The sequence below is a fragment of the uncultured Proteiniphilum sp. genome (assembly GCF_937873925.1).
Classification (GTDB): Bacteria; Bacteroidota; Bacteroidia; order Bacteroidales; family Dysgonomonadaceae; genus Proteiniphilum.
The window spans coordinates 1-26,979 of sequence record NZ_CALNAT010000002.1; the positions used below are offsets into that span (position 1 = coordinate 1).

The 26,979-nt window shown below is 46.5% G+C and carries 20 protein-coding genes and 1 pseudogene; 4 read left to right on the forward strand and 17 right to left on the reverse strand.

Translation table 11 applies throughout. The features are described from left to right. Both Q0502_RS00045 and rnc read left to right on the forward strand, forming a co-directional pair. Positions 1-773: beta-ketoacyl synthase N-terminal-like domain-containing protein (locus Q0502_RS00045; RefSeq protein ID WP_298645684.1), on the forward strand; the 773-nt coding region annotated here is incomplete at its 5' end. A 1-nt stretch (position 774) separates the two neighbouring features. Then, positions 775-1,569 carry a ribonuclease III gene (rnc, locus tag Q0502_RS00050; RefSeq protein ID WP_298645686.1) on the forward strand — a complete coding sequence of 265 codons (795 nt, stop codon included), beginning with the start codon at positions 775-777 and terminating at the stop codon, positions 1,567-1,569. A 71-nt stretch (positions 1,570-1,640) separates the two neighbouring features. On the opposite strand, the gene Q0502_RS00055 is transcribed toward rnc, so the two are convergent. From Q0502_RS00055 to Q0502_RS00125, 15 genes and pseudogenes are all read right to left on the reverse strand, one after another. Beyond that, positions 1,641-2,654 carry an ATP-dependent 6-phosphofructokinase gene (locus tag Q0502_RS00055; RefSeq protein ID WP_298645688.1) on the reverse strand — a complete coding sequence of 338 codons (1,014 nt, stop codon included), beginning with the start codon at positions 2,652-2,654 and terminating at the stop codon, positions 1,641-1,643. Between the two features lie 118 nt (positions 2,655-2,772). After that, on the reverse strand, positions 2,773-3,951 hold the full coding sequence (locus Q0502_RS00060) for a lipid-A-disaccharide synthase (RefSeq protein ID WP_298645690.1): 1,179 nt from the start codon (positions 3,949-3,951) through the stop codon (positions 2,773-2,775). A gap of 61 nt (positions 3,952-4,012) precedes the next feature. Continuing rightward, positions 4,013-4,783: a 5'/3'-nucleotidase SurE gene (gene surE / locus Q0502_RS00065; protein WP_298645692.1), complete on the reverse strand. Its 771-nt coding sequence runs from the start codon at positions 4,781-4,783 to the stop codon at positions 4,013-4,015. Positions 4,784-5,037: 254 nt separating this feature from the next. Beyond that, positions 5,038-6,417 carry an FAD-dependent oxidoreductase gene (locus Q0502_RS00070; protein WP_298645694.1) on the reverse strand — a complete coding sequence of 460 codons (1,380 nt, stop codon included), beginning with the start codon at positions 6,415-6,417 and terminating at the stop codon, positions 5,038-5,040. 11 nt (positions 6,418-6,428) lie between these two features. Next, the gene (locus Q0502_RS00075; protein ID WP_298645697.1) at positions 6,429-7,403 is read right to left on the reverse strand and encodes a metallophosphoesterase; all 975 of its coding nucleotides are present in this window, start codon (positions 7,401-7,403) and stop codon (positions 6,429-6,431) included. Between the two features lie 42 nt (positions 7,404-7,445). Then, a complete protein-coding gene (locus Q0502_RS00080) occupies positions 7,446-9,101 on the reverse strand; it encodes a sodium:solute symporter (protein ID WP_298645699.1) in 1,656 nt (551 codons plus the stop codon). Positions 9,102-9,238: 137 nt separating this feature from the next. Next, on the reverse strand, positions 9,239-10,360 hold the full coding sequence (locus Q0502_RS00085; RefSeq protein ID WP_298645702.1) for a DUF4998 domain-containing protein: 1,122 nt from the start codon (positions 10,358-10,360) through the stop codon (positions 9,239-9,241). A gap of 25 nt (positions 10,361-10,385) precedes the next feature. Further along, positions 10,386-11,603: a DUF4959 domain-containing protein gene (locus tag Q0502_RS00090; RefSeq protein WP_298645704.1), complete on the reverse strand. Its 1,218-nt coding sequence runs from the start codon at positions 11,601-11,603 to the stop codon at positions 10,386-10,388. A 40-nt stretch (positions 11,604-11,643) separates the two neighbouring features. Then, entirely contained in the window at positions 11,644-13,560 is a 1,917-nt protein-coding gene (locus Q0502_RS00095; RefSeq protein WP_298645707.1) for a RagB/SusD family nutrient uptake outer membrane protein, read from the reverse strand. Between the two features lie 13 nt (positions 13,561-13,573). Then, positions 13,574-16,774 (reverse strand): TonB-dependent receptor, encoded by a 3,201-nt coding sequence (locus tag Q0502_RS00100; protein ID WP_298645708.1) that lies wholly within the window; start codon positions 16,772-16,774, stop codon positions 13,574-13,576. A 564-nt stretch (positions 16,775-17,338) separates the two neighbouring features. Further along, a pseudogene (locus Q0502_RS00105) lies at positions 17,339-17,749 on the reverse strand (transketolase); the annotation flags it as partial. A gap of 37 nt (positions 17,750-17,786) precedes the next feature. Next, positions 17,787-19,130 (reverse strand): sn-glycerol-1-phosphate dehydrogenase, encoded by a 1,344-nt coding sequence (locus Q0502_RS00110; protein ID WP_298645709.1) that lies wholly within the window; start codon positions 19,128-19,130, stop codon positions 17,787-17,789. 52 nt (positions 19,131-19,182) lie between these two features. Continuing rightward, on the reverse strand, positions 19,183-20,352 hold the full coding sequence (locus Q0502_RS00115; protein ID WP_298645712.1) for an MFS transporter: 1,170 nt from the start codon (positions 20,350-20,352) through the stop codon (positions 19,183-19,185). Positions 20,353-20,369: 17 nt separating this feature from the next. Then, positions 20,370-20,696: a hypothetical protein gene (locus Q0502_RS00120; RefSeq protein WP_298645715.1), complete on the reverse strand. Its 327-nt coding sequence runs from the start codon at positions 20,694-20,696 to the stop codon at positions 20,370-20,372. A gap of 61 nt (positions 20,697-20,757) precedes the next feature. Beyond that, positions 20,758-22,398: a ribulokinase gene (locus Q0502_RS00125; protein ID WP_298645718.1), complete on the reverse strand. Its 1,641-nt coding sequence runs from the start codon at positions 22,396-22,398 to the stop codon at positions 20,758-20,760. A gap of 282 nt (positions 22,399-22,680) precedes the next feature. Between Q0502_RS00125 and Q0502_RS00130 the strand changes: the two genes are divergently transcribed. Both Q0502_RS00130 and Q0502_RS00135 read left to right on the forward strand, forming a co-directional pair. Further along, positions 22,681-23,445 (forward strand): DeoR/GlpR family DNA-binding transcription regulator, encoded by a 765-nt coding sequence (locus tag Q0502_RS00130; RefSeq protein ID WP_298645721.1) that lies wholly within the window; start codon positions 22,681-22,683, stop codon positions 23,443-23,445. 185 nt (positions 23,446-23,630) lie between these two features. Then, positions 23,631-25,259 carry an alkaline phosphatase gene (locus Q0502_RS00135; protein WP_298645724.1) on the forward strand — a complete coding sequence of 543 codons (1,629 nt, stop codon included), beginning with the start codon at positions 23,631-23,633 and terminating at the stop codon, positions 25,257-25,259. A 79-nt stretch (positions 25,260-25,338) separates the two neighbouring features. On the opposite strand, the gene Q0502_RS00140 is transcribed toward Q0502_RS00135, so the two are convergent. Then, a complete protein-coding gene (locus Q0502_RS00140) occupies positions 25,339-25,845 on the reverse strand; it encodes a DUF4251 domain-containing protein (RefSeq protein WP_298645726.1) in 507 nt (168 codons plus the stop codon). A 104-nt stretch (positions 25,846-25,949) separates the two neighbouring features. Beyond that, positions 25,950-26,969 carry a hypothetical protein gene (locus Q0502_RS00145; RefSeq protein ID WP_298645729.1) on the reverse strand — a complete coding sequence of 340 codons (1,020 nt, stop codon included), beginning with the start codon at positions 26,967-26,969 and terminating at the stop codon, positions 25,950-25,952. Between the last annotated feature and the right edge of the window lie 10 nt (positions 26,970-26,979).

Genomic DNA, 26,979 nt, shown 5'->3' on the forward strand with positions numbered 1-26,979 from the left:
CGGCTTGCGCTTCCTCGACAAATGCAATTGTCGACGCATTTAATCTTATTCGTCTGGGTAAAGCCAATGTCATTGTAACAGGTGGAGCCGAAGCAACCATCAGTCCCTCGGCAGTGGGAGGATTCAATGCTATGCATGCGCTATCCACCCGCAACGACTCCCCCGAAACGGCATCACGTCCTTTCAGCGCCAGTCGCGACGGGTTTGTGATTGGTGAGGGCGGAGCATCGCTCATCCTTGAGGAGTTAGGACATGCCCTGGCACGTGGGGCTACCATCTACGCAGAGGTAGTCGGCGGAGGTATGTCGGCCGATGCGCACCACATCACCGCTTCCCATCCCGAAGGATTGGGAGCCAAACTGGTGATGCGAAATGCGCTGGAGGATGCCGAAATGAGTCCGGATGAGATTGATTACATCAACGTACACGGCACATCCACACCTGTGGGAGACATCTCGGAGGTGAAGGCGATCCTCGACGTATTCGGAGAACACAGTTACAAACTGAATATCAGTTCTACCAAATCGATGACCGGCCATTTACTCGGAGGGGCAGGTGCATTGGAGGCATTGCTCACTATCCTGGCAATCAGGGATCAGATAGTCCCCCCCACCATCAATCATGAAGAAGGGGATGACGATCCGGAAATTGACTACAAATTGAATTTTACATTCAACAAAGCTCAAAAAAGGGAGATAAGAGCTGCGTTATCTAACACTTTTGGCTTTGGGGGACACAACGCAAGTGTAATTCTCAAGCAATTCAACAAATAGTGTGTTTAGAAGACTCATAAAGAGGATCAAGGCTTTCCCGCACAGAGGGAAAGAGCCTTACCTCTCGTTTTATAATATATTAGGATTCTACCCCGACAGGATAGATCTCTATAAGGAAGCCATGACCCACCGTTCTTCGTCCATCCGCTCGGAGAAGGGAAGATGGGTGAATAATGAACGTCTCGAATTTTTGGGAGACGCTATCCTTGATGCCATTGTCGCCGATATCCTCTATAAAAAATTCGAACATAAAAAGGAGGGGTTTCTCACCAGCACACGCTCGCGTATAGTACAGAGGGAAACACTCAACAAATTAGCCGTAGATCTGGGGCTTGACAAGCTTATTGTCTCATCGACCCGCAACCTGGCGCACAATACCAATATATATGGTGACGCTTTGGAGGCCCTTATCGGCGCCATCTATCTCGACCAGGGGTACCGGGTGGCCAAAAGATTCGTATTTGAAACGCTTATCAAACAACATCTCAACATCGACAAAGTACTGAAGAGTGAGGTCGATTTCAAATCCAGACTGATTGAGTGGGGACAGAAAAACAGGGTGGAAGTCAACTTCGAGGTGACGGAATCGAGTTATGATGCACAAAATAACCCGGTGTTCTTCTCCTGCGTGAAGGTGGGAGGTACAGAAATTGGTTCCGGAAAAGGATACTCGAAAAAGGAGTCCCACCAGATGGCGGCAAAAGTAGCCATCAAAAAGTTACGCGAAAGCAACGAACTACAGGAAGCGCTGGTTGAAACGACAGTACCACCCGCTTCCACCCCCGACAACGAGTGACGACCGGATTTCCACAATGGTGGTAATTGATGCCTGAATGACATCATAGCCCCGGGTTGCAGGGGCACTGATCAGATGCCGAAAGAAATTCCCATCTTCTTACCCTGGACCACAAGCTGGTTATCAGGTGTGACCAGCCGTAACTTACCCCCCACTTCCGACAGAGGCACATCGGTGATATCGGATCCGATCTTTGCTACCATCCTCCCGAATTTTTTTTCATGGATCAGTTCAGCCGCATGTCCTCCCAGCAACGTACCGAGATTCCTGTCGTATGGCGACGGTGAACCCCCGCGCTGAATATAACCCAGCACGGTCTCGCGGGTCTCATAACCGGTCTGCGCCTCGATCTCACGGGCAAAATAGGTGGCAGGATGCTCTTTAACCGGCAACTCGACTCCTTCCGCTACGGCTACGATGGAATAGGCTTTTCCTATCTCCATCCGTTGATTGATCTTGCCGATGATCACTTTCATATTATACCCCAGTTCCGGTAAAAGAATGATATCCGCTCCCCCGGCCATGCCGGCATGAAGCGTGATCCATCCGGCGTGATGTCCCATCAGTTCGATCACCATGACCCGCCGGTGTGAACTGGCGGTAGAATGAAGTCTGTCGATCGCGTCAGTGGCAATATTCACCGCCGTATCGAATCCAAAGGTTATATCTGTCCCGTATACGTCGTTATCGATGGTCTTGGGTATTCCCACCACGTTCAATCCCAGCTCCGAAAGCATCAAGGTGGTACGTTGCGTACCGTTTCCGCCGATACAGACCAGACAATCGAGATCCAGCTCGTTATAGGCATTCTTGATCTGTTCCCTGTCTTTCTCGTCGGGAGAGTTGATCATTTTACGGAATACTTTCTCCCGCGCCGTCCCCAGGATTGTCCCCCCCATATTCAGAATTCCCGAGAGGGACGGATCAGTGAGCTCCACAATATCCTTGTGCAGTAATCCGGAAAAACCGTTCTGAATACCGATCATCTGCATGCCATAATTATTGATGGCCGTTTTACCTACGCCACGTATAGTAGCGTTGATGCCGGGTGCGTCACCGCCCGAAGTAAGAATACCTACCTTCATCTGAGTTATGAATTACCAATTAAGTTATTCCCCATCCCCAATCTTGAATCTTGAATCTTTGAATCTTGATACCTGCAAAGGAAACAAAAAAAGAGAAAAAAAAGAAGTTTCGGCAAGATTATTTTCCGGGGGATGATTGCACACCCTGTCTGTTCCCATCATTAGCGGCACCCTTGCCATAGATAATCCCGGCAGCCCGCTCCGATGCCCCGGGGCCGCCCAGGATCCGCCGCATCTCTTCATAATTGTCGAGCATATTCTGCCGGTAGCTCTGCACATGAAGTATCTGTTTCAGCTCATTACGTATATTATCTACGGTGAAGAAGCGGGCAAACAACTCTTTGACGACCGGTCGTCCGCACACAAGATTCACCAGGGAAATATAAGGGGTATGAAGAATATGTCTGAAAATCCAATAAGTGAGCCGTGGCATCGGCGTCCGGTAGCAGACCACCTGCGGCACATTGAGCAGGGCTGTCTCCAGCGTGGCCGTGCCTGATGTCACCAGGGCGGCATCCGACTGTGCCAGAATGCGGTAAGTCTGGTTAAAAAGCACCCTCGCCGGGGGAAAGGAGGTGACGAAATCGTTGTAGAAAGCAGGATCAATACCCGGCGCCCCGGCTACAATCAACTGGTAACCCTCCGAATAGCCCTTCACCGCTTCCAGCATGGAAGGCAGGTTATTGGCGATCTCCTGCTTGCGACTTCCCGCCAAGAGAGCGATTATCGGCCTGTTTTCCAGTCCGTTTGCTTCTACGAACTGTATAAAAGTCTCCTCTTTGTGATCCCGGTATGTAACGGCATCTACCGTGGGATTCCCCACATAATGTACCTTGTATTGATGTTCCCTGAAAAAATCGACCTCAAACGGCAGGATCGAGAGCATCTCGTCTACATATTTCCTGAACAATCTTACCCGGTACTTTTTCCATGCCCACACTTTGGGTGAAATATAGTAGTAAATGGGAATGCCCAGTTTTGTCTTTACATACTGGGCGATCTTCAGGTTAAAGCCGGGGTAATCGACCAGGATCACCATATCGGGCCGATAAGCGGCAATATCCTTTTTGCAAAATGTAAGATTCCGGAGGATCGTACGTGCATTCAATACCACCGGAATAATGCCCATAAAGGCCATATCCCGGTAGTGTCTTACCAGCGTTCCACCGGCAGATTGCATCAGATCCCCCCCAAAGAAGCGAAAATCGGCGTCTTTGTCAAGCCTCTGTAACGACCGCATCAGATTGGATGCATGCAGGTCGCCAGATGCCTCTCCTGCTACAAGATAGTATTTCATTTTAATCAGAGTAATGAATAAAGAACATTCTCATCAATCCATACATGGGCACATTGGCACGTTAATAACCACCTTCCCACTTCTTCAATTGAGGAAGAAAATCATATGCCGTCATATCGATCTTCACCGGCACAACAGCTGCATATCCATTTGCCAAAGCCCACTCATCGCTGTTATCATTCTCCTCCTCCCAGTTCTCGAAATTACCGGTCATCCAGAAAACATCCCTTCCCGAACCGTCTTTCGAACGGTGGTATTCATTCACCCATTTACCCTGTGTTTGCGTAGTCATTTTAACCCCCTTTACCGCTCCTGCAGGGACATTCACATTCAGGCAGATTCCTTTGGGAAGGCCCTCGTCAATCACTTTCGCCGCCAGCTTACGGGCCACCTCCATGGTGAATGAGAAATCGGCATCAGGTGTGAAGTCACACAGTGAAAAACCGATGGAAGGCACATCGAATACACATCCCTCGATAGCGGCTCCCATAGTACCGGAATAAATGACACTGATCCCGGCATTGGAACCGTGGTTGATCCCCGAGACCAACAGGTCGGGCTTCCGGTCTACAAATTCGTTCAGCGCCAGCTTTACACAATCGACCGGCGTACCGTTACACATATAGGCGGTGAGGTTCTCCTCTTTCCGGTATACTCTTGCCCGAAGCGGGTGGGTGGGGGAAATGGCGCTCGACATCCCCGAACGGTGCGCGTCGGGCGCAAACACAATCACCTCTCCCAAATCTCTCATCGCTTCCGTCAGCGAAGCAATTCCTTTCGCCTGATACCCGTCGTCGTTGGTCACAAGTATCAGGGGTTTTCTATTCATCATTTTGCCTTACTTTTAAGAATTGCAAATATAAGGAATTAAAGCCATTTTCACACGATCGGAATTGTTATGATAAGGTTTATTCTTTTATCAAATTAATATATTTAGTCGAGCTTTAAAAAGCCTATTTTTCTTTAGTTTGTAAATTTATTCCTCCAGCATATACCAAGTTGTATTTTCAGCATTATAAATATCTGTTTCAAGAAGTGCCAGAAAGATGATTCCATTTGTTCATAATCTTCTTTCGTTATATGTCCCTATTCACGTAAATATGCACCCTCAGCCAGTAATTCATCTCTCAATCTTGAAATATCGACCTCAGACAGCAAACATCCCTCTTTCACTGCCATTTTTGCAGCACGTCCCGCGGCTTCACCCATCGCCATACAGGGAGCCATCACCCTGATTGCAGACATGGCCTCATGCGTCGTGGAAATACTTCGCCCGGCCACGATCAAATTTTCCACATGAAGCGGCAAAAGTGAACGGTAAGGTATATCATAACAATCCCCGCTCCATTCCAGTGTACAATCACCTCCAACCGGGTGATGTATGTCTAGCGGGTAACTAGCTACAGCTATACCGTCGTCAAAACGACGACAGTTGATAATATCCTCGCGTGTCATCACATAGGCACCCACGATGCGCCTTGTCTCTCTTATCCCCAGGAAAGGAGCTGTTCTTGCCAGATATGCTTTATCAAATCCGGGGACGTACCGGATCAGGTATTCCGCGATTTGGCCGATCTGTTTCCTTGCAATAAACTCTCCCCGCGTCAGGCTGGTCGGATTGGTACCATCTACCCCATTAACACGTGTCATATTGATCCATACCTCACCCTGTTTCAATCCGGTAATAATGATGGTTCGGTCGGTGGGAAGCGTGAATCCCTCCTCTCTTGCCTTTTGGATGAGACTACGCAGGCCTACAACAATAAATTGTCTGTTTTGTCCAAAATATTCATTGGGAATAAAATCGGTCAGATATGTACGGGGTTCTTCAGCAATACTCATCCGTAATTGTTCCGTATCCACCCCAGCCATGCTAAACATCAATGTAGGGGGTTGTACTCCTCCCTGCTCATTGCCCTGCTCGCAGGGAACTCCCGATCGATAAGCCACATCGGCATCTCCTGTACAATCAATAATTGTCTTTGCAAAAATAACCTCCCGACCCGACTTGCTCTCAATGACAACTCCCTTAACTGACCTTCCCTCCATGATTACATCCGAGAAAGAGGTATAGAGCAGTATTTCCACTCCTTTCTCCATCAGCATATCAAATGCAACTGCCTTTACTGCCTCGGGTTCTACCAGTGTGATACTCATATGAAGGGGGCAAGGCCGATGTTCACTGGCAGCATTGAGGACGGTAAGGCGGTCGATGAATTTCTGGGGTAATCCTTTGATGATCTGGTTCTTTTTCTGACCCAGGAAACCGAGTATAGGAAGACCAATGGTCATATTCCCTCCCAGAAAGCTTCGATTCTCAATCAACGCGACCTTCAGTCCGTCACCGGCTGCGGCCAAAGCAGCAATAATTCCCGAAGGCCCTCCACCCACAACCAATACATCCACCTCCATTCTAACCGGTAATTCTTTCCGCGATTCAATAAAATAGTGTACTTGTTTTTCCATGACATATATTATTATTTGATCGGAATAATTAATTCGCTCGTGGTGGTTCCCATCGATGACACTATAATATTATTTTCAGTTAAATGCACCAGCCGCCATTTATCAGCTCCGGTCACCAATGCATCGGTTCCCACCTGGACAATCTGTTTTCCATTCGACAGCGGAAAATTAATCACTTCTCCTTTGTGAAAATGCCCCGCGAGGATCAACCGTACTGAAGGGACAGAGGTAAGGGCTTCATAGAGTTCATTATTCGACTCAGGCAATGCGGACTCCTGAGTAAAGGGAATATGCATAAGGACAATTTCCACATCCTCTTCAGAAGCTTTCAACTCTGTCAGTAACCAGTGTAGTTGTGGCTTGTCGATATAAGGATTTACCATCTTCTCCTGTTTTTTAAATTGGTAGAAACTATTATCCAGGAAGATCAATCTGTAGGTAGTATTCCCGATTTCATATATACGACTATAGTAGGTACCTTCCCTGAAACAATCGAAGTTCCTTATCCATGCAGCCCTGGCTCGTCCGGTATGCAATTGATCAGGGATTACTTTATTCTTACCCCACTCATAAGAGAAAATATCATGGTTTCCCAAAGTCAGATAAATAGGATAGTGGTATTCATCCATTAACCGGGCGAAGAGTTCAACCTGATAAGCGAGCCTGTTTCCCTGCACCGTTTTTGCATCAAAGAAATCGATCATATCGCCTGTGGCAATGATCATATCGCTTCCGGTATCATCTGGCGTGGTTTTCATAAACTGCCTGAATCTATTATTGGCATCTTTATAGTTTCTTGTATATTCCCTGTGATACACGATATCCGGATCATAATTTTCCAGATTGAACATCGTATGCATATCGGTAATATGCAGGAAAGAGAGCGTATCTTTCTGTGCAGAAAGATCTCCAACTATCAGTAGAAAGATAAAAATCAAGAGGAATATATTCCCCAATCCTGAAAAAATAGATTTGAATATCATCATTTTTTTCTTTAAAAAATTATAGTTTTCATTAAATATCGAAGGCTATAAACCCTTTCTCAGGTTTGTTTCTACGATATTTGTCTTTTTTGTTTTATTGATCAAATATTTATACAGTAACATGAATATCGGAATCAACAACAGCAGTATAGAAAACAGCACCAGTATCTTTCGCTGCATCTTGTTAGTGATTGCCAGTCCTCCCACCGCGATACCCAGGATCACGAATGACCAGTTTACAATCTGTTGAGGCAGTTTGGATGTAGCGGGGATCGCACTCTTATTCTCTTCATTCTTGGTTTTTTTGATGGCGTTGAGGAAGCGCCTCCATCCGGGATCTTCCTCGCGCTTACGGGTCGTTATCTCCATAATAGTAAGGATTACCACGGGGATTACCAGACCAATGAAGGCATCTACCAACTCGGGATTACGCTCCACATAGGCCGATATGACTACTCCCGCATCCCAGGAACCTGCAAAAAATCCCTGATTGGCAAAACCTACTTTTGCAAAAATTCCCAAAGCATAAGTGATCCCCAGAGATAACCATACCGCTTTCTGAGTGATGCGGCGCGAGAAGAGGCCCCAAACGGAAGGTACGGCCATAGGACCCATCACCAGTGTCATTAGTGTTACTACTACTCTCTCTGCTCCTCCCAGTTTGGGTATTATCAAGGCCAACCCTATGACCAGTGCACCGTATACAGCGGTGAAGATACGTCCTACCCGCATTAATTTCTCCTCTGAGGAATGGGGACGGTAGGAACGGTAGATATCGTTGGTAAACACACCTGCAAATACGTTAGGCATCGAGCTCACCATACTCATGGTAGCCGAGATCATGGCAGCCATCATTAAACCCAGCATTCCCGCCGGTAAAACATGCTGGCTGATCAGAATATAAGCCTGTTCGGGATTAACATCGGGATTGATCACCCGGTAGATCATAGACGGAATTAACCAGATAAGGGGTGAGATGATATATAGGGCGGCCATCAGAAATGCTACCTTTTTCGCATCCTTTGCAGTGGGAACACTAATGTAGCGCTGTACAAAAGGCCAATCTCCACTCACCTGAAAAAACCAGAGGAAAAACCAAAGTATCAGCCATATGAAGGAGTATTCCCCACTCACCGGTCTAAAGAAATTCCGAGGTGCCTGTTCAATAAAGGCGCCCACTCCTCCCACGCTATTGAAGGAGAGCGGAACAAGTATGACAACCATCAGTACGAGCAGGATAAATTGCACCAGATCGGTCATCAGCACAGCCCAGAGACCACCAACCGCCGTGTAGACGACCGTAATAACACCTATGATCAAGACCGCCCAGGCAACGGACAGGTTGCCTGTGGTCGGGTCGGCAAGCAGATGTCCCGCGGGAAGCGGTATCAGTGCTACCAGTAGAATTGAGACTGCATAGAGGGCTACCGAAATACTGACACCCCTCCCCACGATACCCAGTAAAGTATATAGCTTGACGGTTGTCTGTCCGAATCGGACGCCGAGGAACTCAGCGGGAGATTTAATTCCTATCTCCCGCCATTTTCCTGCAACGAATATACCGACCAGTATCAGTGACAACCCGATGGTAGTGAGTATCGAAATAGCTACCAGTCCCAAACGGTAAGCTATGCCCCCCATACCACGAAAGTACCTGCCGAGAAAATCGTCATGTAACCAGAGATTCCGGCCACCCACCATGATGAGTTCCTTCCGGCTATAAACATGTCATTGGAATTTTTCATCTTGGCACTAGATATAATACCGATTATCAGTATACCAATCAGATATATCGCAATAAAAATTAAATCAATTGTTATCATTACTATTTTCAGTTACTAATATCTTACTACTGTGTAAACAGCAATTTCATATAGCCTTACCCTATTTTCGCTATATTCCGGCACGTAATACCTTACCTTGTCTGTAATTACCTCGGGGAAAGAGGCACCATACTCTGGATTTGTATTCCCTGTTACCTCTACAACATTGATCCACTCGCCGTTGATCCATGCCTGGAAGAAAAAATTCCCGGTGGGGTGACTCAAGAGTCCGGCATTTCCTGTCCATGTTTTGAAACCATTTATGGTGTAATCTTCCTGCAGGTCTATTTCCAGCCAATGCACACCCGATGCAGGACTCACCCACCTGGAGTTGTTGGCAATAATACCATCCACTGCCTTATCGGCTGTATCGTTGACAGAATTTACCCCACTTACCGTGGCGGGTTTATTCAGTGCAACATTTACGGTCATCGCGATTTCAGCCGGGGCATACGCGGTATAGAAAGTATCTATGGCCAGTGAATCGGGAAGGTACATAGTTCTGTAAGAGACTCCCTTCGGAACATCAAAACCGGAAATAAATACAGGTGATGTCAAGAGCGAGTCGACAAACCTGACTGTATTTTCTACTCCTTCCATATCGGTGTATCTCACTTCAACGCCTGTATCATCTTCATTAAACGGGCCCGAGAATTCGAGTTTCAAACTATTCTGCTCTTCGTCATACTCGGATGCATTTAGCACCCTGTTCAGAAGCGAGGAGCGATACTTCTCGCCATACACATTGATGTTTTTCTCCGTACGAAGCGAGTAATGCCCTAAGTTGTCACTGGTAATCGCCTGTAGTGTATAACTTCCCTCGTTGATTGTCTTCGTACTTCCGGATCCACCAATGATTACCTCAAAGGGATCATACGGAGAGACTCTATGCAGTTCATAGTAGAGTGAATCATCTTCCGGTACCCAATAGAAGGTAACTGATTTGGCTCTTGGATCTGAGACCCAGAATCGCAACATAAAACGTTCATCCCCGGGTAACACCCTCATTGAGTCTACCTTGCCAATATATACTCTCTCTCCATCCTGAAGAAACTCTTTGTGCACATCATTCATATCAGAACAACGAATCATCAGAAGCATCCCAAGAATTATTAAGCTAATATGATTTTTTTTCATTTTCATCTGTTTAAATTCATTGAACTTATCTTTCAACCTGCCCATAAAGTAGTACCCGCGGAGACTGAAATCCCGTGGAATTACTCCAGGTGCTGATAATATTGAATCGCAGATATTGAACCGAAGGTTGCCCGAGGAGGAACTCAAACTCTTCACCCGCGAGAATAAACTCCATATCTTCAGAGGTGGGCGCTGTACCTGGTTCCCCTCCGGAAGGTCTCACCGATTTAAAATGACCCAGAAGTATCCAATTGGGGTCTTCTCTCCACTCTGCGGGCAATCGTGTATGCTCGGCTGCTGTCACTGCTGAATTAGTACCCCATACCTCCAACTCTCTCATATTATGCAGCGTCCACTCATATCCGGCCCTGTGAAAATGGACTAAGCGTGAGAATACGGCTTTCAACCCCAAATCCACTGTAAACCAAGGCATGTAACCGTAAGGATTGCCGGCTCTGATATAGGTAGAGTTAGATGGGTTATCAAGGAACATTAGTGAATGATCGCGCCCTGCACCGAACAATTCAAAGTAGGGAGGTATAGGAAATGCCGTCAGGTTGTTGGTGGGTATTCGTTCCTCAAAATAGGGCTTTACGCCCACCTCAAGGGTATCGGTATAATTCTCAAACGGATCCTTCAGGAAGACGGCTACCTTTATCATTGTAGTGTCCAAACCTCGTATAGAGTAGATTCCATCCCTCTGGGCAGAATGAACAATATCCATAAAATTATAAAGATTATTGATGGTATCCGACTCCAGTATCTCAATGAGAACGTTCTCATTGAGTGGGTTCTCCCACTTCAAAGTGAATCCCCCGAATGCGGTCAGTACATCCATACTCTCAAAAATCTCATAAATGGGTGAGTCCATGGGTTCAATCTCTACCTTTACAGGATTCGATTCATTGAGACTCTTGTCAACAGAGATAAGCTCGATGAGATGTTTTCTCGATTTACCGAATCCTTTAATCACCATTGTATTGCTGAAGGCTGACACCTTGGTTTCACCCATTCCACCTGACGACAAGGGATAAATCGCTTTCACGTACATCAAATCCAACTCGTCAGGAAGTTCATAAGTAATTTGAACAGAACCCGGCATATTCACTACCTCCACATTACTCACCGCTTGGGGAGGAATCTGATCGGTAGGATACTGCACGTTAAACTTCTCTTCCTCGCAATTGGTAAGGAGAAGTGCAATTATGCCCAGCCAAAGATAAAAAACAATATCTTTCATCATTGTAGTAAAATTTATTCGTAGTTAATTTATTCGCAAAATATTACCAGTAAGGATTCTGGACAAGGTTTGTGTTTTGTCTCAACGCATACTGCCTTATGGGCCAGAAGTAATCTTTTGTTGTAAAAGTGAGTTCGCTGAAAGTGACCAGGTTGTAGTATTCCTCCGTGGTAGTCCCTTGCATGTTCCATCCTTTCACGGGACGATTCAACACCTCTTCGGCAATCTTCCATCTCCTGATATCCCAGAACCGTTTCCCTTCGAAAGCTAGCTCGTTCAATCGCTCCTGACGGATAATCTCCCTCAATCCTTCCTGTGTTGCAGGTTTGCTCGGGAATCTGGAGTACTGGCTCCAACTCTCTACTACATCTCCAAGGCCGGCACGTTCCCTGATCTGATCAAGGTAGGAGTAAATCTCTTCATCCGGGCCCGAATATTCATTTCTTGCTTCGGCATAAAGAAGATAGAGATCCGCCAGCCGGTAAACGGGATATACGATGCTTCTGTATGTGATCGCTGTATTGGTAACGGTAGTCTGGTAATGTACCAATTTGCGTGCATACATGCCGGTGATGGAGTAGCGCCAGTCGGAGGCCCTTCCGCTGGGATCACCGATCTTGTTCTTCACGACCCACGACACTTCGTCGCCGCTGCCCTTACCTACATCCTTATACCTTCCGTTGCCGAACCATACAGCTCCGTCAAATGCGATGGAGGAGTAGTAGCGCGGCTCCCTGTACTGATTCAGCTTAGCGGTCTCAAAACCTTCCTGGATATAGTACTTCTGGTCTGCCGGGGCGGGAGCGGTCTTGTAGCGGTTCTCGTAATCATAATACTTGTCTTCATCGATCGGCACCCCGTTACCGGAGTAAAACTGCTCTGCGATATGGATAGAAGGTCCCAAATCGGGACGGGCAATGATATACATCATCTGTTCATGGGTGAAGTAAGGCAGCGAATGCCTCTGCAATGCATTGAATGTACCGTTGGAGTAGCCCCAGATTACCTCTTCGTTCCATTTCTCGGCAAAAGCATTCCTGAGAGCCAAAATGCGATAAGTCTCCTCGGAAAGATCGTAATAGAGGTTAATAAACCTGTAAAGGGCATGGCTTGCCTCATGTGCGGCATCAATAGCAGCCTTCGAGGCATCCATTGCTTTTTTCCATTTCTCATGATCATACTCTGTATTAAATAACTTTACCCCTCTTGAATCCACGAAATTGGTATACGTCGTGTTCCCGTTGAAGAGCGGACTGGCAGCCATCACCAGTAGATCAGCCTTAACTGTCAACGCTATAGGGCGGGTAATGCGACCCAACTGTGATATCCTGTCGGTGATGGCGAGGGGCAGGTCGGGTGCCGCCTCATCAATCAACTCCACGATATAATCCACCACATCATCCACCGGCTCACGAAACACCTGCACCTCTTCAATACCAGCGTGAATAGGTAAGTTTTCCCGCACAATGGGTATCGCCCCATACATACGCAGCAGAAAAAAGTGATAGTAAGCCTTCAGGAATTTCACCTCGGCAATCCATAAATCACGCTCATTCTCAGTTATATCCAGTACTTTCCCAATGTTTTCAAGGAATATATTACAGTCCCTGATACCTATGAAGAGGTTTTTTCCGTCCTGTCGTCCTTCCCAGAAGTTAAGCAAGGGATCATTCACATTCTGTCTCCCCGGCAACTTCAGGTAATAGGTATTGGATACGACATGCTCCGTACGGTCAATATCGTGACTCCAAATCTCGTCGCTTCCCATCATGGCCGGATCCCGTATATAACCTAAATCGGGCAGATAGGAGTAACAGGTTACAAGAAATTTCTCAGCACTCTCCCTGTCCCGGAAAGCATAATCGATCGTGGCAATATTATCCGGTACTACATCAAGATAGTCACTACAGGAAAGGGTGAATGCCACCATACAAATCAAAACTGTTTTTATTTTTTTCATCTTTTTTTCAGTATTAAAACGAAAATTGAATTCCTATATTATAAACCTTCTGAATGGGGTAACCCAGACCATTCCCGGCCATCTCGGGATCCCACAGTTTAAATTTGCTAAAACTCAACAGGTTGGTCCCGCTCACGTAAACTCTCAGATCTTTTACATGAAGACGATTAAGCAGCTTGTCGGGCAATGTATATCCCAATTCTACCGATTTCAATCTCAGGAAAGAGCCATCACGCATAAACCAAGTGCTCCTTTGTGTGTTGTTTGCTATTACCCGGTTGGAGAGACGAGGCCAAAGTGCATATAGATCCTGATTAGTGGTCGACCAGTGACTGTCGGCGTAAACCTTCAGTAATGCATTTTTGGAGATCACACTGCTGTTATCGTCATTGTCTACAAAAGGGTGTGTAGCGGCAGCGTCTATCCAGAACGATTCGCGTGCCAGTCCCTGAAAGAAGAAAGAGAAGTCAAACTTATCATTTCCTGTAGAGAATCCGAAGCCGTAGATAATCTCCGGGCTGGTAGGATAACCGATAGGTACCATATCGAGCGATGTGATTTCACCATCGTTATTGATATCCCGGTATTTAATATCTCCACCCATATACTCTCCAAAAGTTTGAACCGGGCTGTTGGCTACATCAAACTCATCGATAAAGAGACGTTCTGCAATATATCCCCATTGCTGTCCGATAGGCCGGTCTACCCTACTAAGCCAAGGCGTATCACTGTTATCAATTTCATCATATACTTTGTATTTTGCCTGGGCCCAGGTAAAGTTGGCACGTCCCGTGAGCCACCACCTATTAGCAAAAGCTTTGTTGTAATCGATAGAAAAATCAATTCCCCGGCCTGAGGCTTCTCCCACATTTGTCGCCGGTATAGCCTGCAATCCCATGGTGGAGGGAATATCGGAACGACTCATCAGGATATTCTTTCTCTCTTCCTTATAGAGGTCGATCAGTATTTCAAAATCCCGGAAGAGTCCCACCTCTAAGCCTATATTGGTTTTGTAGGATGTCTCCCAGGTGATCAGATCATTTGCATAACGTGAGATGGAAACACCATTCACAGAATATCCGTAATCCTCGCCAAAAGTATATCCCTTGGATGAATTGTTCATATTCACTTCAGAGAGATAGAAGAAACGGTCATCCCTGTTACCAATGGCATCGCTACCCACTAGTCCGTAGGTTCCTTTCAGTTTCAGCTTGGAGATCATATCCTCCACTCTTCCCTTCCAGAAGGGTTCATTGGAGACATACCACGCCCCTCCTATAGAGGGGAAGAAACCGAATCGTTCATTTTGGGAGAATCGTTCCGAACCGTTATATCCGAAATTGAATTCAGTAAAGTAACGGCTGTCGTAACTGTAGGTAAAACGTCCCGACAGCCCTACGTTCCGTGAGGGGAGTGAAAGGGTAAGGCTTCCTGCATTTGCTTCGGTGTAGTTACGCATCACGGCTACCAGCAGTCCACTTACACCATGCTTTTTATCAAATGTATTGTCATAATTGACAGCCAGTTCCGAATAAGTAGTGGCAGAGACTTCCTTGGCCCCCTCCGTATATCCGAGGTATTCGGTACCCGTGTCAGGATTCATCTTAAAGAGATCAAAGGTATTATTCACTCTGTCATAATTCAGTACGCTATAGTAGAAGGGATTATAACTCCGGATCACGTCGAAATAAGAACTTCGGTTGGTACTGAAGAGTCCTCGCAGGTTCAGTCCCTGCGTGATAAAGTCGAGATTCTGTTTCATTTCAAACTGAGCCAGTATCAGCGACCTTGTATAATCCTTATATCCTTTCACCATATCTGCATAGGGGTTAATATAGTTTCCCCCTTCATAATTTCCAAACATGATATGCTGTACATGTGCCGTTTTCTCCGTCTTGGGGTAATAAGCAGGGAAAAGTGCCGGATCGGATCGCATCATCTTCTGATAAAGGGCAGAACCTCCGTCAATGGGGCCGGTATAGTCGTCAAAGGTACCGTGCAGACGTACGATCGCCTCCGTAGTAGGTGTAATATTGATGTTCACATTGGATCGCAACAGATACTTTCTCAGGTCTATGTTATTATTGAAGTTGCTTTGCTTATCTACATTCAGTATGCCGCTGTCCTGATTATAGGTTCCGGCAATATAGTATCTGGCAACCTTTCCACCACCACTCACATTGAAGTTGGCCCTTCTGTTTACGGCGAAATTCTTGAAGAGAAGATTGTACCAATCGTTAGCGGGATAGATAAGCGGATTGACTCCCCGTTCAGTAAAGTCGATTTTCTGTCGGGAATAGGGCATGATTGCCAACGGGTCACGAGTAGACACCGCTTCATTATTCAATTTCATATAGGTTACCGGATCGGCCAACTCAACTTTCCGGGTAGGTGTTGAATAAGATGTCTCATATCGGAAAGAGATACTTGCCGGTCCTTCCTTTCCTTCCCTGGTGGTCACAAGTATCACGCCATTGGCTCCCCGTGCCCCGTAGAGCGCGGTGGCAGTTGCATCCTTCATAATGGAAAAACTTGCTATATCATCCGGTTGAAGCCGGGAAAGATCAGCAGAGGTCATTTCTACTCCGTCAATAAGGATAAGCGGTCCCGCAGCATAAGAGAAAGAAGTAACGCCACGCACAAAAAAACTGGCATCATCTTGTCCGGGTTCACCGCTCCGTTGGTATGAAATAAGCCCAGCGACCCTTCCGGCCAGAGCCGTTGTGAGGTTGCTGGAGGGCACCTTTAGTTCTGAAGGCTTTACCGTGGAGATGGAAGCCAATACACTCTCCTTCTTCTGTCTGGCAAATGCAACTACTGTTACTTCATCCAATTCGTCGGCAATCACATCCATCACGAAATCAAGACGCGATTCACCGTTATACACTCGCTCTATTGTTTCCATCCCTACAAAGGAGACTACCAAAGTCTCTCCCACGGGACAATCGGGAAACTCATAATTACCGTCTATATCTGCTATCACGCCTCGAACACTCCCTTTTACCTGAATTGTAGCACCTGGCAATGCCTCTCCGCTTTTGTCGGTCACTTTACCCGATACCCTGGCTCTCCTGTCCTGTGACACAAGACTGTTATCCATACTGATGGCATTCAGATCAACCACAGCCAGAACGGTCAGAAGAAGCCATAAGTATATGCTTCTCCCGAAAGAAGAACCTTCTTTACAGCCATACTTTTTAATTAAGTGAATCATAACATGGTTTTTAATGGATTTTAAATAATCTGCAATTTATTTTATCACCTTTTTTATTCTATCCTCCACATATAATTATTTATAGAGAAAAACAGATATTTTCTTTAACATATTTTTTGCGCAAAGAAAATATAAAAATGTTACCAACCTATTTCGTTTTCGTGAAAAATTAGTTACAATGCTTCCCGGGGAATCTTCCTTATCCTCTCCTTTGCTTTGCTGTGTAACCGGCATGATCGGAAGCCAGTTCCACAGGGAGTACTACATCTTTGATAATTGACATAACTTATTGTTTTAAATTATACTCCTCTTACTCATTACCGGAGCGGCGAAACATCATTCTCTTCACCTGTTCATATACATTCCTGCCGGTATAGCCCAATTTTTCATCTAATACCTTGTAGGTGCCGAAAAGCCGAACGACTTCATACCCCAGATCTCACCATCAGTGCCTATCATCCCTTCTAAGGTCACCGGCAATCCCGCTGTCAGCCCGAATTTCATCACTCCCCGGGGAAGTACCGATTCCTGATAAGCCTGTGATTGTCTGCGAAAAAGACCTTCTGATGGCAGAAATTTAGCTGCAATCGCTGCGCCGGCTGCAAAGGCATGTCCCAGTCCTAGCGGACCTGAACTGTTCTCTATTCCCCGGAACAAATCCAGTTCAGGGTGTCCGGGTGTAAGACTTCCCCACTGACGGAATTCACCGAGATCATCCATCGTGAATTTACCACAGAGAGCAAGTGTTGCATACAACATGGGCGACATATGACCTGCATCAAGGAAGAAGCGGTCACGTCCCTCCCAAAAGGGGTTATCGGGATCATATCGCAGAAATTCAGTATAGAGTACATTGATAAAATCGGCTCCTCCCATAGGTCCGCCGGGATGACCTGACCTGGCTTTCTCTACCATTGCGGCCGACAAGATTCGGATATTATCGGCAGCACGATTCATTACTTTGTTATCCTTCATATCTCAATAGGTATATAATTACAATTTTTCCCATACTTTATCCCTGCTTTATCGTCCATATACCATTGATACCGAAGATAGCATCCAGCCATCTTTCCATCATATCTGTCCGCATTGCCAGATCAAGGATAGTGTAACGACGTCTGATGTATAAAGCACGGTAGAAGGTTTCACGCAGGTACTCCCTCGAGATACCTATCTCTTCCGGCCCGGTAGGCGCCCCCACAACCTGAAGACGTCTCCTTACCTCATTAAAGGGGATAATCTGTTCTGATAACCTGGCCCTGATGTACGGCCATTGCTGTTTTAACAGTATGAGTTGGTCCCTGAGTTTCTCTTTTGTAATATATTTGGCAATTATCTCATACACCCCTATCTGAAGGAAGTCGGTACCCTTAAACATATCTACGGCATGCCGGATAAAGAGATCGAGCGTGGGCCATTTTCTGCAACAGGAATCAACGTCAAGCTCTTCTATGGGTGTTTGCAGCAGTTGCTCATAGAGTGCCGTAAGCGCCAGGGTGCCTATGGCCACCTGAAAACCATGCGCTACCTGGCCTCCGTTATATACATGGTGTTCCATATCCCACAGGTGACTGAAATGGTGCTCAGCTCCGGACGCGGGACGTGTCGACTTGGCATGCTGCATGGCCAGGCCACATAGCATCAGCCGCTCCGTCAACAGGGTGTAAGTGCCTTTGTGGCGTCTAACAATCCCTTCAGGATGAGAAAGTGCTTCATGCAGTCCTCCCTGTACAATATCCCAAGCTGTGTGGTTGATCGGTTCCTCCCCCAACGCGTCTGCCAGGATCCAGTCGGCGCCGGCAGTCACCTTGGCAAAAATGTCGGCATAACCGGCGGCAGACATGGTCAGCGGTGCGTTACTGATGATATCTATATCGGCCAGGCAAGCCTGGGGGGCAGGGCAACTGAAGGTCTGTTTAGAGCCATCCAGGGTGACAGACGATCCAAAGGCGGTATAGCCATCGACTGATCCGGCTGTCACCACGCACATATACCTCCTGCAGGATTGATAAGATGCCAGCTTAGTAAGATCGTTGATGATACCGGATCCAACAGCCACAGGTATCGCACTCTGCTCTCTGAGAACTTTGGCGAGTAACTCCATATTTTCATAAGTTGCCGCCGGTATCCCGTTATCGAAAATAAAAGGTATTTCTTGCTCCACACCATTCTCCTTCAGCAAGAGTCCAATCTTCTTTCCCACCAGGTCGTACATATTCTGATCGGCCACAATAATGGCTTTAGCTCCGTCAAATTGACTTTTAAAGAGGTCTGCCACCTTGTTCACAGCCCCCCTCTCAATGACCAGCGCTTTCGTCTGATCTACATTTTTTAATACATCTACAATTTTCAACATATCATATACAAGTTATTAGGAATCGCTCTTCATTGTACAACCCGAAAAACGACTAATGATCCATATTCCCGGAATCTAAATGCTTAAGCGTTTTCGCGTTATTCGGCAGTGTAATAAACTTGGTAAGCAAGGCGCTGATCAGGTACAAGAGCGCCAATATCCATATCACACCGGTACTTCCCACCAACCCTATAAAGAGCCCCACGACAGCGGGTCCTACAAATACCGGCAAGCCGGCACCCAGATTGAGAATCGACATGGCAGCACCCTTGTCATTCTTCACCAGTGAAGGCACTAAAGCCGAGAGGGGTACATAACCGGCCAGCATGGCTCCCCAGATGATACCCGCTATCATCACGGCTATGAAGCTGTCACCAAACAGCTGAGGTGAATAGTAAAAGAGAAGAGTTGAGACGGCACACCCCACGCCTCCAAACCAGATGATGGTATTGCGCCATCCCAATGAGTCACCTATAAAACCGAAGATCAGGTTGAAGATAATATTACTGGTGAAGATTGTACCCCATATCTGCAACCACTCGGTAGTAGTAAAACCGTACAGGGCAAAAAATCCTTTAGCCACTTCCCTCATCCGGGAGCGAAACTCGCCCTGTACCGCTCTCTTTCTCTCTTTGGTCAATACCAGTACAAAGAAAGCACCTACCAATACCCATATTACCGCATTCCAGAGGGTGTTGATATATCCGATCCGGGGTATAGCCCAGCTGGAGTAGTAAGCACCCAGCACTACCAAACCACCGGTAAAAACAAACCAGAACCAGCCTACGGCCCGACCGAGCGACTTGCCAGGACTCACGTAGGCTATCCATACAAGGAAAGAGTATGCAAACAAAGGGTAACCAAATCCGCGCAGGGCATAGGTTAGTAACATCACCGTGAAATTCATGCCGGGCAGCGCGTAACCCACGAAACTTACCGTTCCGAACAGATAGAGTATCAATCCGGTGAACATTGTCTTTTTTATACCATAAGCTTCAGCCATTACACCCGAAAACCAAGACGCGATGGCTATAATGATCCCATAGGCAGAGAAGAGCATGGCGGATCGTTGCATTGTCAACCCGTTTTCAATCAGATAGGGACTAAGCCATCCCTGCTCCATGCCGTCACCCATCATAAAGATCAGGATCCCCACATACCCCCATGCCAACTGCCCGGGTATGCCTACCTTCGCAAAGAAGTTTACTTTTACTTCATTCATATCTTTAAGTCTCTATACTAAAAAATTAAATCGTTCAGCATGCCATCCTGCATCAGCACAATCACACTGTCTTTTGTCAATCTCGGATCCACTTCAAAAAAGATATCGGGAACCTGCTCCACGGCATATTGCAATCCTTCCAGCGAATTATCAGGATAGCCACTAGTACGCCAGTTGCCGCGGTGGCCACTGATAATAATTGAACTGTCTCCCCTGTATTGAAAAAACTGTTGAAGTGTTGTCCCACTCACCGTACCCGGGCTCTTTTCACACGGTTGTACACACTGGCCAAATAACAGCAAGATAAGCGCCAGGAAAAGGTAACTGAGTTGTTTGTATTTCATTCGTAGGGTTTTTTATGAGCCTGTTTTATTCTTCAGCCGGCAGAAGCGGTACTGCATTTTTTCATAGAGTACCCAGTCTGAGGTATTGCTGATAGAGTCGGTTATAGAGCGCATGCGCCTTTTCATCGGGCCGGTATATTCTACTGATCCCGCTCTCCATCTTATGCTGGGCATCTTCCACCCTTGCGAATATTCCTGCGGCAGTGGCAGTGCACATGGCTGCACCCAACGCTCCCGCCTGTTCTGTCTGCGCCACCTTGATGGGTAACCCCATCACATTGGAGAGCGTCTGCATCACATAAGGCGACTTTTGGGAGATTCCCCCTACACTCACATTATCCACCAGTTCCAGCCCTTCTTTTTTATAGTGTTCATAGATCGCTTTGGAACCGAATGCGGTAGCCTCCACGAGACTTTTGAAGATCTCGGGAGCAGTAGTACCCAAGGTAATTCCCGAGATGATCCCTTTCTTTGCAGGATCCGGGTTGGGGGTACGTCTTCCGTTCAGAAAGTCAAGGGATACAAGGGAAAATTCATCCGTTGGTATGAGTGCCGCCTTTTCGGAAAGTACACTTAACATCCTCTCCATTATCTGATTTCTTCGTTGCTGATCTGTAGCAAACTCCTCCAGCGTCCACCCCAGAAGGTTCCGGAACCAGGCATAGACGTCCCCGAAAGCAGACTGTCCCGCCTCTATACCTATCATGCCGGGGAGCACCGACCCGTCTACCTGACCGCTGATACCCTCAATCTTTTTATTACCGGTCATATTACGCGGAACAACCATAATATCGCAGGTGGAGGTACCTACTATCTTTACCATGGTCCCCGGCTTGACGCCCGCGCCAATGGCTGCGGCATGTGCATCTATGATGCCTGTGGAAACAATCACATTGGTAGAAAGCCCCAGCTTGTTGGCCCACTCCGGTGTGAGAGAGCCCTCCACTCTGTCGTTTGTAAAGGTTTCATTCATCAGATGATTCCTAATACTTCCCAGTTGAGGATCGAACTGAGACAAAAAATCGCGTGAAGGATATCCCCCCCATTCTTCTGCCCACATACATTTATGGCCCGCGGCACATCTGCTCCTTTTCACCTCTTCCGGTTTCAATACCCCAGTCAGTAGCGCCGGAATCCAGTCGCACAGTTCAATGACTGCATACGCCTCCTCACGGATTTGATCGTTACGCAGCAGATGCAAAGTTTTAGCCCAAAACCACTCAGGAGAGTAGTTGCCTCCCGAGAATACTGTGTAATCCACTTCTCCGCGGTGTGACAAGGCATTGATCTCATCCGCTTCCTTAATAGCAGTGTGATCTTTCCAGAGCACAAACATGGCATCGGGATTATCCGCATACTGCGGAAGAAGAGCCAGAGGAGCGCCCTCGCTGTCGGTCATACAAACCGTACTCGAAGTAGTATCACACCCTATGGCAACTATATTATTTATTGAATTGGGGGGTAACTTGGCCAGAAGTCCACGAATCACTTCCTGCAGCGACTCAATATAGTCGAGCGGATGCTGCCTGTATTTATTTTGTGAGTTATCGCAATAATGTCTCTTTCCCCATCTTCTGTAACAGGAAGTAGTCACAGTAAGCTCTTCACCGGTATCAGTATCGACGGCCAATGCTCTGCAGGAGTCGGTACCGAAATCAATTCCAATGACCAGATTTCCATTGTTTTTCTTGTTGTAAGGCATTTTCTGAAACTCTTTTATTAAATCCTCATCGAAGAGGTTATTATTTCTTAATAGGCATCACGGATAGTAAATAATTCGGAATGTAAATGAATCAAAATCGAAACGTTTCGAATTATATTAGATGCAAATATACACCATATATCTATTAAAAGAAATTATTCGAAACATTTTAGTAAAATATCTTGTTAATTAATATTAATTAGTTCAACTATGAAATAGTTTAGCTATCATAATAAAGAAATTGAAAGTTGTATTTTTTTATTAACTTTGAAAAAAAAAGCGATGTTGAGTATTGCAGAGAGACATAAAAGAATCATGGAAACCCTTAATAAAGATGGATTTGTCACCGTGGAGAATCTATCCAGGTTGCTGGATGTGACATCTGTCACCATTCGCAAAGATCTGAGTTATCTGGAGAAAAAAGGGCTTCTTTACAGGACGCACGGCAGTGCGAGCCCTATCAGCCCTCATATTTCAGAAAGGAATGTGGTAGAAAAAGAGAAACTGAATATAGACGAAAAGAAACGAATCGGAATTGCTGCTGCGAAATTGATCGAGGAGAACGACTCCATTATTCTCAATTCCGGCTCTACCATTTGTGAATTTGCTAAAAATATAACTCCACAGAGTTCTCTTACTGTGGTCACCTCGTCGGTGACAGCTACCCAAATACTGAGTGAAACGGAGAAGGTGAACCTGTTTCTGCTGGGAGGAAACTTCAGGAAACGATCTATGTCAGTGATAGGCAATTCCTCCATCAGTTTCCTCTCCAACATCACCTGCTCCAAATGTTTTCTAGGCGTAGACGGTATCGATGCCGAGTTTGGTATCACAACCTCTAACATTGAGGAAGCTGAATTAAACAAGAAGATGATGGACGTTTCCATCAGAACAATCATTTTATGCGATTCGTCGAAGTTTAGGAAAAAAGGATTCGTAAAGATCTGTGACATTGACAAGGTGGATATTATCGTAACGGACAGCGGCATCTCCGACTCAATGAAAAACCTCCTGAAAGAAAGAGGAATAGAACTGATCATTGCGTAACAACTCATTACTGTCAATTCTCTTCGGGAAACAGCAACATCAATTTTTCCGACTTTATTCCGACACTACCTTCAAAGTAAAGAGACAGCAACTCTCAACAAAAAATTTTATCATTATTGGGAAATGATGAATAACAACATTTTGTACCTTTGGGCATTTATCAAAATTTAAATTCAAGTGTTTCAATGAAAAAATTAAAATTTATCTTCTTTTTGCTCCTTGCTTCTGTGACCCTTATTGCACAGGAAGTGAGGCCTGTAAAAAATGTGATCATGATGATCCCCGACGGTACTTCCGTAGGGGTCTACTCCGCCGCGCGCTGGCTCAAGTTCTACAACGACATGGGAAATGAACTACACATAGATCCCTATTTCACCGGAACCGTTACCACCTTTTCATCGAACGCCCCGATCGGTGACTCCGCTCCCACCGGTTCATGCTACGCTACCGGGGTATTACAACAAACGGGCAACGTAGCCACTTATCCCGAAGTTTCGGAGAATGACCTGTTCCCCGTAGACGCATCGCGTACGTATCAGCCTGCCGCCACCATCCTTGAGGCTTCAAAGATCGAAAAAAAGAAGGCGGTGGGGCTGGTAGTCACCTGTGAATTCCCGCACGCCACCCCGGCAGACTTCTCCGCGCATCATTATAAACGGAGCAACTACAGTGCGCTTGCCTCACAAATAGCTTATCAAAACCTGGATGTGATGTTCGGAGGGGGCAACGGCATCCTTACCGACGACATGATAAATCATTTTGCGAACAACGGGACTACGCTCTTACAGAACGACAAAGAGGCGCTGCTCAATTATAACGGTGACGGAAAGGTATGGGCGCTATTCGGCAGCCGTGCCCTGCCTTACAATATCGACAGAAATCCCGACAAGGTACCCTCGCTCGCGGAAATGACCGAAAAAGCATTACAGATACTGTCGAAGAGCGAGAACGGCTTCTTTATGATGGTGGAAGGGAGCCAGGTGGACTGGGCGGCCCATGCCAACGATGCAGCCACCATGATCAACGAATTACTCGCTTTTGACGAGGCTGTAGGTAAGGCGATAGCGTTTGCCGAAAAGGACGGGAACACGGTAGTCGTGATTGCCGCCGACCATGGGAATAGCGGTTTCACTATAGGTACGAAGAATTGTCCGGGATACGACAAACTCTCCATCGAACAGCTCTTCGGCACGGTCTCCAGATACAAGCTAAGCGCCAACGGGCTGGAATCGATATTGGTCAACACGAAACCGGACGATATGAAAGCCGTTTTCAAACAATATACCGATATCGATATCACCGATGAAGAACTGGGAACGCTGCTTTCTTCCAAAAATTACAAGGAGGCAGACTACATGAAGGTCGGCACAAGTGACAACCTGGCCCACAATATCGTAAACATATTGAATTCAAGGACCTGCTTCGGTTTCACAACGGGAGGACACACCGGTGAAGAAGTGCTTCTCGCCTCTTACCATCCCCAGGGGGACGTGCTCAGGGGAAATGTAAAGAATACTGAATTGAACGAATACCTGCAGAAAGTGACGGGATTGGAAATATCCCTGCAGGAGTTATCCGACCGGATATTCGTGAAACACGATCAGGTCTTCTCAGGGATGAACTATTCCATAGACAAGAAGGATCCGGACTTTCCGGTACTCCGGGTAAAAAAAGGGAGGAATACCCTTGAAGTGAAAGCATTCTCATCCGTAGCCCATCTGAACGGGAAACCCTTCGACATAGGATCGGTTACAGTCTATATCGATAAGAACGACACCTTCTATCTGCCGGCCGCACTTGCGAAGAAATTATAGAGCACCTTTGCACCCATGCAACAAAAAAATCCACTTTCCGGGTGGATTTTTTTGTTTTTCATACCGCGAACTCCCGTCATTACTTCTCCTCCTTGAATGCCAGATCACCCTGAAATGAGATCGGTTGCCTGTCCACATCGTTCACGTCGAGACGAGCCGATCCGTTTTCCCAGATATCAAAGCGAAAGGTGACGGGACGATCCAGATCACGGATCGTGATCATCACGCTCCAGTTTCCCTTCTTGTTTCCCTCATTATCCACCTGATACTCAAAATCAGTGCTCGTAAACCGGTATCCCCCTTCACGCGAATCCATGGGCGCACGATAGGCGCGGCCATAATAAGGCAGATAAGCCTTCACCGTGTCGGGCGATACCCTCACATCATAATAAGGTGAAAGATAAATCGACTTATAACCGGTGGGATAAGCGTATGTGGCTCTAAATGTAAAGCCGGACATTTCCACCGCATTCCGTACATCGGCAGCCAGTTTTTCTTTTTCGGCAGCCGTCTGCGTGCTTCCGCAAGCATAAAAGGCCAGAACCGAAAGAAGCGCTGCAAATCCAAAAAGTGCTGATTTCTTCATATACATATCCTCCTTCATGAATAAGATATTGCGGACCGGCGATCATTATGCTGCCGGCGAGTAGGTTGTGAACTATATTATAACAGACGAAAAGAGGAAATGTTTTACAGCAGAGATCCCATCGAAGGAATAAGATGTGATAAATAGAAAAACAACATCCCTGACAACATACCGTATGCCAGATAAATATGGGTTTTTGAGATCGTCTTTGAATAAAAGTAAGCATTCAGGTAGGAGATCAGGGCAATGGAGAGCAGCAGAAAGAAAAGGGTCTCCTTCCAATAGACAGTCTGAAGCAACAGCAGAAAGACGATCAGAGAGACCACAAACCGCATCAACGACAGAGTGAGCACCTTGTCACGGGTATAAATCCTGATACTGAAGATCATGTTCGATATAAAAAACAGTCCGGCAAATACTACTCCACTCCACTCCAGAATGGAAAAAGCGGGGATTTCAGGTATTGAAAAGGAGGCAAAACGGAAAAGCGGCCGTATGAAACCGGGAATATCGTCCAGCAACCAGTAAATGGAAAACAGCGTTATATACACCAGAAAAATGCCGAACAACGACGAAACAAACGACCGGAACTGGGGGCCCCGCATCGACCGTTCCCCGCTCCACCACAGAGGTAGCAACACGAGCGCATAGATCTGGAATAAGGAAGCCACCGCAATCAGTATAGATGCGCGGAAAGAACAGAGATAGGAGTCCGGTTTCTGATATGACTCCAGAAGGGGGAAGAATGCCAGAAGTATAAAAGCAGTGCTGATATAATCTCCCGACATCACCAGAAAGAAGGGATGGAGACTCAACAAAAACAGTGGTGCCGTAAAAGGCAGGTTAGAACGTGAACGGAGCAGATTGAACCTGCTGTTGACCAGAGACAGGATCCAGGCGATAAGAAAAACGGACAACGTGGAAGCGATCAATGAAACCGGCGGATAGGCAAAGAGATGCGCTATCGGTTCCCAGAGATAGTTATCATCATGGGAAGCGATCTGCGGCCGATCCCCTGCATAAAACAGCGCGACCCGCATGGCGGTCATTCCCAAAGCGGCGAGCATGGGAACAAAACGTCCCTCGACAAAAGTTGTACGAAACGACTTGACAACAAAATGCATGGGTCCCCTT